We start from the raw sequence: 14,359 nt of genomic DNA, 5'->3' as shown, positions 1-14,359 counted from the left end.
TGAAGTGAGTACTTCATACGAGAAGCTTGTCGAGGCGCTGCGGAAGTCGCTCGAAGAGGTCGGCTCGCTGAAGAAGCGGAACCGCCAACTCGTCAGCGCCTCCAGCGAGCCTGTGGCGATCGTGGGTATGGCGTGCCGGCTGCCCGGTGGTGTCGACAGCCCGGAGGGGCTGTGGGAGCTGGTCAGCGAGGGCCGGGACGGCGTCTCGGGCTTCCCCTCCGACCGGGGCTGGGACCTCGACGGGCTGTTCGACGAGGACCCGGAGAACCGCGGCACCTCCTACGTGGACCAGGGCGGCTTCCTGCACGAGGCCGGCCTCTTCGACGGGGGCTTCTTCGGGATCTCGCCGCGTGAGGCGCTCGCCATGGACCCGCAGCAGCGGCTGCTGCTGGAGACCTCCTGGGAGGCGCTGGAGCGGGCCGGCATCGACCCGGCCACGCTCAAGGGCAGCGATGTCGGGGTCTTCAACGGGATCATGGGCGTCGACTACTTCGCCGGCGGCAGCGTGCCGCCGGAGCTGGAGGGCTTCACCGGGACGGGCGCGGCCGCCAGCGTGGCGTCCGGCCGGATCTCCTACGTGTTCGGCTTCGAGGGCCCGGCGGTGACGCTCGACACCGCCTGCTCCTCCTCGCTGGTGGCGATCCACCTGGCGGCCCAGGCGCTGCGCCGCGGCGAGTGCTCGATGGCGCTGGCCGGCGGCGCGACCGTGATGGCCACCCCCGGCCTCTTCATCGACTTCTCGCGCCAGCGCGGGCTGGCGGCCGACGGCCGGTGCAAGGCGTACGCGGACGCGGCGGACGGCACCGGCTGGGCCGAGGGCGCGGGCGTGGTCGTGCTGGAGCGGCTCTCCGAGGCGCGGCGCAAGGGGCACCGGGTGCTCGCCGTGGTCCGCGGCAGCGCGGTGAACCAGGACGGCGCGTCGAACGGCCTGACCGCGCCGAACGGTCCCTCGCAGCAGCGGGTGATCCGCAAGGCGCTGGCCAACGCGGGCCTGTCCACCGCCGATGTGGACCTGGTGGAGGGCCACGGCACGGGCACGGTGCTGGGTGACCCGATCGAGGCGCAGGCCCTGCTGGCCACCTACGGTCAGGACCGGCCCGCCGAGCGGCCGTTGCGGCTCGGCTCGCTGAAGTCCAACATCGGCCACACCCAGGCTGCCGCCGGGGTGTCGGGCGTGATCAAGATGGTGCAGGCGCTGCGGCACGGCGTCATGCCGCCCACCCTGCACGTGGACGCGCCGTCCACCCAGGTCGACTGGTCCGCCGGTGCGGTGGAGCTGCTCACCGAGGCGCGGGACTGGCCGGAGACCGGCCGCCCCCGCCGGGCGGCGGTGTCCGGCTTCGGCGTCAGCGGCACCAACGCCCACCTGATCCTGGAGCAGGCCCCCGAGGAGGAGGCGCGGCCGGCGGCCGTGCCCGAGGGCGTCGTCCCGCTGGTGCTGTCGGCCGCCTCGGCCGCCGCCCTGGCGGGCCAGGCCGGGCGGCTGGCCGCCTTCGTCGAGGCGTCCTCCGTCGACGCGCCCGGGGCCGGGGCGCCGGTCGCGGTGGCGGGTGCGCTGCTCGCCCAGCGCGCGGTGCTGGGCGAGCGGGCGGTGCTGGTGGCCGGCTCGCGCGAGGAGGCACTGGCGGGCCTGGCCGCGCTGGCACGTGGCGAGTCCGCGCCCGCCGGGGCGAGCGGCAGCGCGTCCCCGTCCGGCGGTCCGGGGAAGGTGGTCCTGGTCTTCCCGGGGCAGGGTTCGCAGCGGGTCGGGATGGGCCGGGAGCTGGCGGAGCGGTACCCGGTGTTCGCCGAGGCCTTCGACGCTGCGTGTGCGGCGCTGGACGAGCGGTTGGCGGGCTGGGTCGAGCACCCGGTCAAGGACGTGGTGCTGGGCACGGCCGGATCGCTGGACCAGACCGTCTACACCCAGGCCGGGTTGTTCGCCGTGGAGACGGCGTTGTTCCGGCTGATCGAGTCCTGGGGCGTCCGGCCGGACGCGGTCATGGGCCACTCGATCGGTGAGATCACGGCCGCCCATGTGGCCGGGGTGCTCTCGCTCGGCGACGCGGCGGCGGTGGTCGCCGCGCGGGGCCGGCTGATGCAGGCGCTGCCGCCGGGCGGTGCGATGGTGGCGGTGGCCGCGACCGAAGACGAGGTCGCCGAACTCCTCATAGAAGATCTGGACTTGGCGGCGGTGAACGGTCCTTCGTCGGTGGTCCTCTCCGGTGAGGAGGCGGCCGTGCTGAAGGCCGCGGAGCAACTGCGCGAGCAGGGCCGCAAGGTCAAGCAGCTGACCGTCTCGCACGCCTTCCACTCGGCGCTGATGGAGCCGATGCTGGCGGAGTTCGCCACCGTGCTCGCCGACGTCACCTGGGACGAGCCCCGGTTCCCCCTCGTCTCCAACGTCACCGGCCGCGTCGCCGAGCCGGGCCAACTGGCCGATCCCGCCTACTGGGTGGACCATGTCCGCCGCCCGGTCCGGTTCGCCGACGGCATCGCCACGGCGGCCGGTCTCGGTAACGCGGTCTTCGTCGAGCTGGGCCCCGGCGCGGCACTGAGCGGCGTGGTCGCGGAGTCCGCCGGTGAGCGCGCGGTCGCGGTGGCCGCGCTGCGCGACGGCCGCCCCGAGGCGCACACCGTGCTGGCCTCGGTCGCCGAACTCTTCGTCCGCGGCGTCGAGGTGGACTGGGCGAAGACGCTGCCCGCCGGCTTCACGCCCACCCATCTGGAGCTGCCCACCTACGCCTTCGAGCACGAGCACTACTGGCTCCCGGCCACCCCGCTGACCGACGCCACCTCGCTCGGCCAGGGCAAGGCCGACCACCCGCTGCTCGGCGCGGTCGTCCAACTGCCGCAGTCGGACGGCCTGGTGTTCACCTCCCGGCTGTCGCTGCGGACGCACGCCTGGCTCGCCGACCACGCCGTCGGGGGAGTGGTCCTCGTCCCCGGGACCGGTCTGGTGGAGCTGGCCGTGCGGGCCGGCGACGAGGTCGGGTGCGGGGTGCTGGACGAACTCGTCATCGAGGCACCGCTGGTGGTGCCCGAGCACGGCGGCCTGCGGGTCCAGGTCGCCGTCGGCGGACCGGACGAGCGGGGCGCCCGCACGGTGGAGGTGTACTCCTCCCGCGAGGACGCGGTGGACGGCACCGACACCAGGGGGGCCATGGACGCCTGGGTCCGCCACGCCACCGGCACACTGCTGCCGACGACGGCCGGCGCCGCCGAGCCGGAGTTCGACTTCACCGCCTGGCCGCCGCCCGGCGCGCAGCCGGTGGACATCACCGGCGGCTACGACCTGCTCGACCGCGCGGGGTACGCCTACGGCCGGTCGTTCCAGTGCGTGCGCGCGGTCTGGCGGCGCGGCGAGGAGATCTTCGCCGAGGTGGCCCTGCCGGACGAACTGCGCGAGCGGGCCGCCGGGTTCGGCATCCACCCCGGCCTGCTCGACGCCGCCCTGCATTCCAGCATGCTGGACGCGGCGGCCGCGCTGAGCGGCGCCCGGCCGGACGACGCACCGGACGAGGAGCCGGTGGTCCGGCTGCCGTTCGCCTGGAACGGGCTTGTGCTGCACGCGGCCGGGGCCGCCTCGGTCCGGGTGCGGGTCGCCCGGCCGGGGCCGGACGCCCTGTCGCTGGAGGCCGTCGACGACGCCGGCGGGCTCGTCCTGACGCTGGACTCGCTGGTCTCGCGCGCCGTCTCCGCCGAGCAGTTGGAGGCGGCGGCGGGGACGCCGGGCAGCGACGCGCTGTACCGGGTGGAGTGGACCGAGTCGGCCACCCTGCCCGCCGCCCCCACCCCCGGCCCGGTCGCGGCCCGGGTCAGCGCCCCGGCGGACCTGGCGGCACTGTTCGAGGGCGAGGGTGAGGGCACCGGCGAGGGCCAGGGCACCGCCGCCGCGTCGGCGGCGGTGCTGCTGGAGGCCGTCACCGACGGCCCCGGGGACACCCCGCTCGCGCTGACCCGGCGGGTGCTGGAGGTCGTCCGGGCCTGGCTGGCCGGGCCCGCCCCGGCGCAGGCCCGGCTGGTGGTGGCGACCAGGGGCGCGGTGCCCGCCGGTGGCGACGCCGCGGTGACCGACCCGGCCGGCGCCGCCGTCTGGGGTCTGCTCCGGGCGGCGCAGGCGGAGAACCCGGACCGGATCGTGCTGTTCGACGCCGAGGCCGGCACCGACCTCGACGCGGTCCTGACCGCCGTCCTGGCCACCGGTGAACCGCAGGTCGCCCTGCGCGGTGCGGCCCTGTCCGTGCCGCGCCTCGCCCGGGCCGGTACCGCCCGGGGCACCGAGCCGGTGCTGGACCGGGCGGGGACGGTGCTGGTCACCGGTGGTACCGGGTCGCTGGGTGCGGTGCTGGCCCGGCACCTGGTGACCGAGCACGGGATCCGGCATCTGGTGCTGACCAGCCGGCGGGGCCTGGAGGCCGAGGGCGCCCGGGAGTTGGTGGCCGAGCTGCACGCGCTCGGCGCCGAGTCGGTGGCGGTGCCGGCCTGCGACGTGACCGACCGCGACGCGGTGGCGGAGCTGCTGACCGCCGCCCGGCGCGACGGGCACCGGCTGACCGCCGTGGTCCACGCGGCGGGCGTCTTCGACGGCGGTGTGATCGGCGAGATCGACCCGGAGCGACTGGCGCGCGTCTTCGCACCGAAGGTGACGGCGACCCGGCACCTGGACGAGCTGACCCGTGAACTCGCCCCGGACCTGGACGTGTTCATCACGTACTCCTCCGTCTCGGCGGTTTTCCTGGGCGCGGGCACCGGCGCCTACGCGGCGGCGAACGCCTACCTGGACGGGCTGATGGCCCGGCGCCGGGCGGACGGCCTGCCCGCGTTGTCGCTGGCCTGGGGCCCGTGGGCGCAGAGCGACGGCATGGGCGCCGACCTGGACGAGCTGTCCCGGAGCCGGATGAACCGGCGCGGCGGCGCCCAGCCGCTGACGCCGGCGGAGGGCATGGAGCTCTTCGACACCGCGCTGCACAGTGACCGGGCGCTGCTCGTACCGGTCAAGCTGGACCTGCGGGCCCTGCGCACGGCCGCCACGGCCGGCGCCGGGGTGCCGTCCCTGCTGCTGGGCCTGGTCCGCCCCGGCCGGCAGTCGGCGCGGGCCGCCGCGACCGGCGCCGGCGGCGGACTCGCCGGCCGGCTGGCCGGGCTGGCCGCGGCCGAGCGCGAGGCGCTGCTGCTGGAGCTGGTCCGGACGCACGTCGCGTCGGTGCTCGGCCACGCGGGCGCGGCGAAGGTCGCGGCGGAGCGGGCCTTCAAGGACGCCGGCTTCGACTCGCTGACCTCCGTCGAGCTGCGCAACCGGCTGCGCGAGGCCACCGGCCTCAACCTGCCCGCCACGGCCGTCTTCGACTACCCCACCCCGCTCGCCCTGGCCCGCTACCTGGACGGCGAGTTCGACGGCACGGCGGTCGCGGCGGGCCCGGTGGTACCGGCGGCAGTTGTGCACGATCCGGCCGATCCGGTGGCGATCGTCGGCATGGCCTGCCGGCTGCCCGGCGGGGTGGCCACCCCGGAGGACCTGTGGCGGCTGGTCACCGAGGGGCGGGACGGCGTGTCGCTGTTCCCCTCGGACCGGGGCTGGGGCCTGGACGAGCTGTTCGACGCCGACCCGGAGAGCGAGGGCACCTCCTACGTCAGCCAGGGCGGCTTCCTGCACGAGGCACCGCTGTTCGACCCGGCCTTCTTCGGGATCTCGCCGCGTGAGGCGCTGGCGATGGACCCGCAGCAGCGGCTGCTGCTGGAGACCTCCTGGGAGGCGATGGAACGGGCCGGCATCGACCCGGGCTCGCTGAAGGGCACCGAGGTCGGGGTGTTCAACGGCATCATGGGCGTCGACTACTACGCCGGTGGCAGCGTGCCGCCGGAGCTGGGCGGCTTCGCGCTGACCGGCGCCGGCGCCAGTGTGGCCTCGGGCCGGGTGTCCTACGTGTTCGGCTTCGAGGGCCCGGCGGTCACCGTGGACACGGCCTGCTCCTCGTCGCTGGTGGCGATCCACCTGGCCGCCCAGGCGCTGCGCCAGGGCGAGTGCTCGCTGGCCCTGGCCGGCGGTTCGACGGTGATGTCCAGCCCGAGCATGTTCATGGAGTTCTCGCGGCAGAAGGCGCTGGCGACGGACGGCCGCTGCAAGTCCTACGCGGACGCCGCCGACGGCACCGGCTGGGCCGAGGGCGCCGGTGTGGTGGTGCTGGAGCGGCTCTCCGAGGCCCGCCGCAACGGCCACCCGGTGCTCGCGGTGCTGCGCGGGTCCGCGGTGAACCAGGACGGCGCGTCCAACGGTCTGACCGCGCCGAACGGCCCCTCCCAGCAGCGGGTGATCCGCAAGGCGCTGGCGGCGGCCGGGCTGTCGACGGCCGATGTGGACCTGGTCGAGGGCCACGGCACGGGCACCGTCCTGGGGGACCCGATCGAGGCGCAGGCGCTGCTGGCCACCTACGGTCGCGGCCGTGACCCGGAGCGCCCGCTCTGGCTGGGCTCGCTGAAGTCCAACATCGGCCACGCCCAGGCGGCGGCGGGTGTCTCGGGTGTGATCAAGATGGTGCAGGCGCTGCGGCACGGCGTGATGCCCGCGACCCTGCACGTGGACGCGCCCTCCTCGCAGGTGGACTGGACGGCGGGCGCCGTGGAGCTGCTGACCGAGGCGCGGGAGTGGCCCGAGGTGGACCGGCCGCGCCGGGCCGGGGTCTCCTCCTTCGGCCTGAGCGGGACCAACGCGCACGTGATCCTGGAGCAGGCCCCCGAGGAGCAGCCGGCCGAGGCCGGGCCCGCCCCCGACGCCGTGGTGCCGCTGGTGGTCTCGGCGAAGAGCGCCGCCTCGCTGGCGGCCCAGGGCGGGCGGCTGACGGAGCTCGCCGGGGCGACCGCCCCGGCGGCGCTGGCCGGTGCGCTGCTCTCCCGGCGGGCACTGCTCTCCGAGCGCGCGGTGGTGGTGGCCGGGTCCCCGGCGGAGGCGTCGGCCGGGCTGGCCGCGCTGGCCCGGGGCGAGTCCGCCGCCGGGCTGGTGACGGGCACCGCGGGCACGGTGGGCAAGCTCGTCCTGGTCTTCCCCGGCCAGGGGGCGCAGTGGGCCGGGATGGGCCGCGAACTGCTGGACACCTCACCGGTGTTCGCCGAGCGCATCGCCGAGTGCGCCCGGGCGCTCGGCCCCTGGGTGGACTGGTCGCTGGAGGACGTGCTGCGCGGCGAGGCGCCGGCCGAGGTCCTGGACCGGGCCGATGTGGTGCAGCCCGCGAGCTTCGCGGTGATGGTCGGGCTGGCCGCCGTCTGGGCGTCGGTGGGGGTGATCCCGGACGCGGTGCTGGGGCACTCGCAGGGCGAGATCGCGGCGGCCTGCGTGGCCGGTGCGCTCTCCCTGGAGGACGCGGCCCGGATCGTCGCGGTGCGCAGCCGGGTGATCGCCGGTCAGCTGGCCGGGCTCGGCGGGATGGCCTCGGTGGCGCTCTCCGAGGCCGAGGCGCTGGCCCGGTTGGAGCGCTGGGCGGGCCGGCTGGAGGTCGCGGTGGTCAACGGCCCCGCGTCGGTGGTGGTCGCCGGTGACCTCGACGTGCTGGACGAGGCCGTCGAGGTGCTGGCCGCCGACGGGGTACGGGTGCGCCGGGTCGCGGTGGACTTCGCCTCCCACACCTGGCACGCCGAGGCCCTGGAGGAGGTCCTGGCGGAGGCGTTCGCGGACATCCGCGGCCGGGCGCCGCTGGTCCCGCTCTTCTCGACGGTGACCGGTGAGTGGGTCCGCGAGGCCGGCGTGATCGACGGCGGCTACGTGTACCGCAACCTGCGGAGCCAGGTCCGCTTCGGCCCGGCGGTCGCCGCGCTGCTCGCCGAGGACCACACGGTGTTCGTGGAGGCCAGTACCCACCCGGTGCTGGCCCAGCCGATCACCGAGGTCGCCGACGGGGCCGGGGTCGAGGTCCTGGTGTCCGGTTCGCTGCGGCGGGACGAGGGCGGCCCGCGCCGCCTGCTGGCTTCGATGGCCGAACTCTTCGTCCGCGGTGTGGCGGTGGACTGGACGGGCGTGCTGCCCGACGCGGCCGGTGGCGCCGAGGTGGACCTGCCGACCTACGCCTTCGACCACCAGCACTACTGGCTCCCGATGACCGCGGCGGCCACCGACGCGACCTCGCTGGGCCTGGCGGGGGTTGACCACCCGCTGCTCGGCGCGGTGGTGGAGGTGCCGGAGACCGGCGGGGTGCTGTGCACCTCCCGGCTCTCCCTGCGCACCCATCCCTGGCTGGCCGACCACGCGGTCGGCGACGTCGTGCTGGTGCCCGGGACGGGCCTGGTGGAGCTGGCCGTCCGCGCCGGTGACGAGGTCGGCTGCGGCACGCTGGACGAGCTGGTGATCGAGGCCCCGCTGATCCTGCCCGAGCAGGGCGGCGTCCGGGTGCAGGTCACCGTCGGCGGTCCGGACGAGGGCGGTGCCCGCACGGTCGCCGTGTACTCGACCCGCGAGGAGGCCGTCGGCGACCCGTGGACCCGGCACGCCACCGGTGTCCTGACGGCCACGGCCCGGGCGGCCGGGTCCCGGTTCGACTTCAGCGCCTGGCCGCCGCCCGGCGCGGAGCGGGTGGAGATCGGCCCCGAGGAGTTCTACGCCGGTCTGCTGGAGCACAACTACGTCTACGGGCCGGTGTTCCGGGGCCTGCGGGCGGCCTGGCGGCGCGGTGACGAGGTCTTCGCCGAGATCGCCCTGCCGGAGGACCACCGGGGCAGCGCCGCCGGGTTCGGCATCCACCCGGCGCTGCTGGACGCGGCCCTGCACGCGAAGGCCTTCCTGAGCACGGGCGACCACCGGACGATGCTGCCGTTCGCCTGGAACGGCCTGGTCCTGCACGCCGCGGGCGCCTCGTCGCTGCGGGTGCGGGTCGCCCAGCCGGCGCCCGACGCGCTCTCGCTGGAGGCGGTCGACGAGGCCGGCGGCGCCGTCCTGACGGCCGACTCGCTGGTGTTCCGCCCGGTGTCCGCCGAGCAGTTGGGCGCGGCGGCGGGCCGCGCGGGCGGCGACTCGCTGTTCCGGGTGGACTGGACGGAGGTGCTCCCGGACGGGGCCGCCGGCTCGCCGTCCTGGGTACGGCTGTCCACCGCCGAGGAGGTGGCCACCCTCGCGGAGGACGCGCTCTCCGGGGCGGCCGTCCCGGAGACCGCGATCCTGGAGGCGGTCACCGGCGGCGACGCGGACACCCCGCTGGACGTGACGGACCGGGTGCTGGAGGTCGTCCAGACCTGGCTGGCCGGCGCCGGGCTGGAGGAGACCCGGCTGGTGGTGGTGACCAGGGGCGCGGTGCCCGCCGGCGGCGACGCCACGGTGACGGACCCGGCCGGCGCCGCCGTCTGGGGTCTGGTCCGGGCGGCGCAGGCGGAGAACCCGGACCGGATCGTGCTGCTGGACACCGACGCGTCCGACCTGTCGGAGGTCGAGCCGCTGCTGGGGCCGGTGCTGGCCGTCGGCGAGCCGCAGGTCGCGGTGCGCGGCGCGACGCTCCACGTGCCCCGGCTCGCCCGGGCCGGCGCCGTCGACCGGGCGGAGCCGGTGCTGGACCGGGTGGGGACGGTGCTGGTCACCGGTGGTACCGGGTCGCTGGGTGCGGTGCTGGCCCGGCACCTGGTGACCGAGCACGGGATCCGGCATCTGGTGCTGACCAGCCGGCGGGGCCTGGAGGCCGAGGGCGCGCGGGAGTTGGTGGCCGAGCTGCACGCGCTGGGCGCCGAGTCGGTGGCGGTGCCGGCCTGTGACGTGACCGACCGGGACGCGGTGGCGGAGCTGCTCGCCGCCGTCCAGCGCGACGGCCGCCGGCTGACCGCGGTACTGCACGCCGCGGGCCTGTTCGACGCGGGCGTGATCGGCGAGGTCGACCGGGAGCGGCTGGAGCGGGTGTTCGCGGCCAAGGTGACCGCGACCCGGCACCTGGACGAGCTGACCCGCGAACTGGCCCCGGAGTTGGACGCGTTCGTGGTCTACTCGTCGGTGTCGGCGGTGTTCCTTGGCGCGGGCACCGGCGCCTACGCGGCGGCGAACGCCTACATGGACGGGCTGATGGCCCGGCGCCGGGCGGCCGGTCTGCCGGCGCTGTCGCTGGCCTGGGGCCTGTGGGAGCAGGAGACCGGCATGGCGGCCGGCACCGACGACCTCACCCGCAGCCGGCTGAACCGGCGCGGCGGTCTGCTGGGCATGACCCCGGCCGAGGGCATGGAGCTGTTCGACACCGCGCTGCGCGGTGACCGGGCGCTGCTGGTGCCGGCCAAGCTGGACCTGCGTGCGCTGCGCGCCGACGCCGCGGCCGGGCGCGAGGCACCGCCGCTGCTGCGCGGGCTGGTGCGCGCGAGCCGGCAGCTGGCCCGGGCCGCGGTCTCGGGGGACGAGCGGCGCAAGCTGGCCGAGCGGCTGGCCGGGCTGCCCGGCGCGGAGCGCGCGGAGCTCCTGCTGGACGTGGTCCGGGCCCAGGTCGCCGTCGTCCTCGGCTACAGCGCGTCCCACCACATCGACGTGGACCAGGGCCTGTTCGAGATCGGCTTCGACTCGCTGACCGCGCTCGAACTGCGCAACCGGCTGGGCGAACTGATGGGGGCGAAGCTCTCGGCCGGTCTTGTTTTCGATCACCCGACGCCGGGGATGATTGTCGCGCACATGCAAGAGCGCATGTTCGGCGAGGGCACGGGGGGTGTCGCGGCCATCTCGGTCTGAGCCGCCACGGCCGGGCCCCTGCCGCAGCCCCGGAGCGGCCCGGCGAGCGGCCCGGCCGACAAGCCGATGAACGACCCCGATGAACGACCCGACGAACGCCCCACTGAACGGCTCCGAACGAGCGGCCCCGATCCGGCTCGCGGACAAGAGAGGAGATGACGACGTGTTCGACGCGGACGCCTACCTCCGGCGCATCGGTTGCGCCGGGCAGACGCGCGTGGACATCGAGACGCTGCGCACCCTGCACAAGCGGCATCTCATGGCGATCCCGTACAACATCGCCGCCCAAGACTTCACCGACGGCATCAACCTCGTCGACCTCGACGAGGACGCCGTGTTCGAGACGGCCGTCGTCGAGGGACGGGGCGGTACCTGCTTCCAGCTGAACCGGCTGTTCTTCCGGCTGCTCGGCACCCTCGGCTACGAGGTCTCCCTGATGGCGGCCAGTACCGCCGAGGGCAGGGAGAACTTCGGCACCGAGATCGAGCACATGTTCGTCCGGGTGGCGCTGGACGGCGCCGAGTGGCTGGTCGACGTGGGCTACCCGGGGCCGTCCTACCTCGAACCGCTGCTCGTCACCGACGCGGTGCAGACCCAGTACGGCTGCCAGTACCGGCTGGTGGACCGGGGCGACGGTGAGACGGCGCTGCAGCGCCGGGGGCGGGTGACCCGCTGGAGCGTGGTCTACACCTTCAAGCTGCTGCCCCGGCGGTGGAGCGACTGGAAGGCACTGGAGGACCGCGCCCGGGAGAACCCGGCGCCGCCCCCCGAGGGGGACATGCAGGGCGTCCTCTACGGCCGGGCGTTCGAGGACGGCCAGGCCGTCCTGAAGGGCCGCCGGCACCTGACGGTCCGGGACGGACGGGAGCGGGTGCGCACCGTCGTCGACGACGACGAGCACCGCGTGCTCGTCGGCGCGATCGTGTCCGGGGACCTCCCCTGACCGGCGGGAACACCGCCGGGAGAACCCGCGGGAACACCGGCGGCAGCACTCCCGGCAGCACCATTCGCAGACGATGTACGACAATTCTGGAAGGGAATCCAATGGCGAAGAACTCGGCCGATGTGGTTGTCATCGGCGGCGGCCCGGCCGGCGCGGTCAGCGCCTTTGTCCTGGCCAAGCAGGGTCATTCCGTGGTGCTCCTGGAGCGCGACGAGTTTCCGCGCTTCCACATCGGTGAGTCCCTGCTGCCCTACATGATGGGGCTTTTCGACCGGATCGGCCTGCGCGAGGCGCTGGAATCCCGCGGATACGTCCCGAAGTTCGGCGGCGAATTCATCGACCCGACGGAGAAGAAGTTCTTCTCGGGCGTCTTCCGCGCGGACTTCAGCAAGCAGGGCGAGGGGCGCTTCGACCGCGCCTTCCAGGTCGAGCGGGCCCGGTTCGACGCGATGCTCGTCGAGGAGGCGGCCAAGGCGGGCGCCGAGGTCCACCTGGGCGCCGGCGTCAAGGAACTGCTGATGGAGGGCGACCGGATGGTCGGCGTCAGCTACGAGAAGGACGGCGAGGAGCACGAGGTCCGGGCGACCTACGTGATCGACGCCAGCGGCCGGTCCGGGCGGATCGCCAACAAGTTCGGGCTCCGCAAGACGCTGGAGAAGCTCCGGATGGTCGGGGTGTTCCGGCACTACGAGGGCCTCGACGAGAAGCACAACCTCGGGGCCGAGGGCGACATCCAGGTCGGCGCGCACAACGACGGCTGGGTGTGGGCGATCCCGATCTCCAAGGAGGTCATCAGCGTCGGCACCGTCATGCCGCGCGACACCTTCCGGGCGGCGGGCTCGCCGGAGGCGGCGTTCGACGAGCACCTGAACCGGGTGCCGCGGATCACCGCGCGGCTCACCGGCACCCGGCCGAGCATGGACCTCAAGATCGAGACCGACTACTGCTACCACGCGGACACCGTCACCGGCCCCGGCTGGGTGATGGTCGGCGACGCGGGCTGCTTCGGCGACCCGATGTTCTCCGGCGGCGTGCTGGTCGCGACCGCCACCGCCACCCGCGCCGCCGAGACCCTCGACGCGGCGCTGAAGTCCCCGGCGGACGCCGACGCGCTGATCGAGGAGTACTCGAACTACTTCAAGACCGGGTACGACACCTACATCCGGCTGATCCACGCCTTCTACGACGGCGAGCTGGTCTCGGTGGCCGCCGACGCCGGCCGGACCACCTCCCGCGACGCGCTGGAGCGCTACCTGATCCGGCTGATCGGCGGCGACTTCTGGAGCGAGCACAACGCCGTCGCCCAGGAGATGCGCCGGCGCCCGGAGTGGGACACCTTCGCGCCGTTCCAGCGGGTCTTCGGCTGCCCGTCCTACCCGCAGCTCGACGAGCACGACCGCAAGGAGCGGGCCGAGGCCCGCATCCTGCGGGTGACCACCGGCCAGTAACGGCCGGGCACGTCCAGCGCACGCCCGGGATCCCGGCGGCCGACCGCCGCCGGGGCCCCGGGCGCGGATCCGGGCCCGGGCGGCACCGGAGCAGGGGCCCCACCGCGGGCGCACCACCGAAGAGTCGGCGTTCGACGTTCTACAGGACAGGTTGAAGCGGCGTGAGAGAACAAGTTCCGGTGTGCATCGGCGACCGTTCGTACGACGTGCTCATCGGCCCGGGAGTGCGCTCCTCGCTGGCCGAGGTGATCCGGGGGCTCGGTGCCCGGCGGGTGGCGGTGGTGTCGGCGCGCCCCGCCCAGTGGGTGCCCGACACCGGTGTCGAGACCCTGCTGCTGCCCGCCCGGGACGGCGAGCCGGACAAGAACCTCGCCACCGTCGAGGCGCTCTGCGCGGAGTTCGTGCGGTTCGGGCTGACCCGCTCCGACGCCGTGGTCTCCTGCGGCGGCGGCACCACCACCGACGTGGTCGGCCTGGCGGCGGCCCTCTACCACCGCGGGGTGCCCGTCGTGCACCTGCCGACCACGCTGCTGGCCCAGGTGGACGCCAGCGTCGGCGGCAAGACGGCGGTCAACCTGCCGTCCGGCAAGAACCTGGTGGGCGCCTACTGGCAGCCCGCCGCGGTGCTCTGCGACACCGACTACCTGGCGACGCTGCCGCACCGCGAGATGCTCAACGGCCTCGGCGAGATCGCCCGGTGCCACTTCATCGGCGCCGGCGACCTGCGCCCGCTGGCCCTGGCGGACCGGATCGCCGCCAGCGTGACGCTCAAGGCCGGCATCGTCTCGGCCGACGAACGCGACACCGGACCGCGGCACCTGCTCAACTACGGCCACACCCTGGGCCACGCCCTGGAGGTGGCCACCGACTTCGCGCTGCGCCACGGCGAGGCGGTCGCCGTCGGCACGGTCTTCGCGGGCCTGCTCGCGGGCGTCCTGGACCGGATCGACCCCGCCCGGGTGGACGAGCACCGGGCGGTCGTCGCCTCCTACGGCCTGCCCGGCGCGCTGCCCGAGGGCGTGCGGCCGGGCGAACTGGTCGAGCTGATGCGGCGGGACAAGAAGGCCCTGAGCGGGCTGGCCTTCGTCCTGGACGGCCCGGCGGGCGCGGAACTGGTCCACGACGTGCCCGAGCGGGCCGTCCTGGAGGCCATGGCGCGGATGCCGCGCCGGCCGCTCGCCCGGCTCGTCGGGCACGGCGCCGACGGGCCCGCCGGGACGGGGGCGGCGGTGTCATGAGGTACTCACCACGGCGGCCGCCCGGCGGCCCGCCGGCCGCGCGGACCGGCCCGGCGCAGCGGCTGCTCGCCGACCG

Annotated in this window: 4 protein-coding genes; all 4 read left to right on the top strand. The window is 75.1% G+C overall.

Translation table 11 applies throughout. The annotated features are described in order from the left end of the window. The first annotated feature begins 4 nt into the window (after nt 1-4). The 4 genes from ABT263_RS34365 to ABT263_RS34350 all read left to right on the top strand — a co-directional run bounded on the left by ABT263_RS34365 (nt 5) and on the right by ABT263_RS34350 (nt 14,283). Nucleotides 5-10,654 (top strand): type I polyketide synthase, encoded by a 10,650-nt coding sequence (locus ABT263_RS34365; protein ID WP_352296714.1) that lies wholly within the window; start codon nt 5-7, stop codon nt 10,652-10,654. A gap of 79 nt (nt 10,655-10,733) precedes the next feature. Then, the gene (locus tag ABT263_RS34360) at nt 10,734-11,597 is read left to right on the top strand and encodes an arylamine N-acetyltransferase (RefSeq protein WP_352296712.1); all 864 of its coding nucleotides are present in this window, start codon (nt 10,734-10,736) and stop codon (nt 11,595-11,597) included. Nucleotides 11,598-11,698: 101 nt separating this feature from the next. Beyond that, nucleotides 11,699-13,045, top strand: coding sequence for an NAD(P)/FAD-dependent oxidoreductase (locus ABT263_RS34355; RefSeq protein WP_352296709.1), 1,347 nt, complete (start codon nt 11,699-11,701; stop codon nt 13,043-13,045). Nucleotides 13,046-13,206: 161 nt separating this feature from the next. Next, nucleotides 13,207-14,283 (top strand): 3-dehydroquinate synthase family protein, encoded by a 1,077-nt coding sequence (locus tag ABT263_RS34350; protein ID WP_352296708.1) that lies wholly within the window; start codon nt 13,207-13,209, stop codon nt 14,281-14,283. The last annotated feature ends 76 nt before the right edge of the window (nt 14,284-14,359 follow it).

This window comes from Kitasatospora sp. NPDC001603 (assembly GCF_040298365.1).
Taxonomy (GTDB): domain Bacteria; phylum Actinomycetota; class Actinomycetes; order Streptomycetales; family Streptomycetaceae; genus Kitasatospora.
Note: the sequence above shows the minus strand (reverse complement) of the source record. Positions and strands in the feature narration are given on the sequence as shown.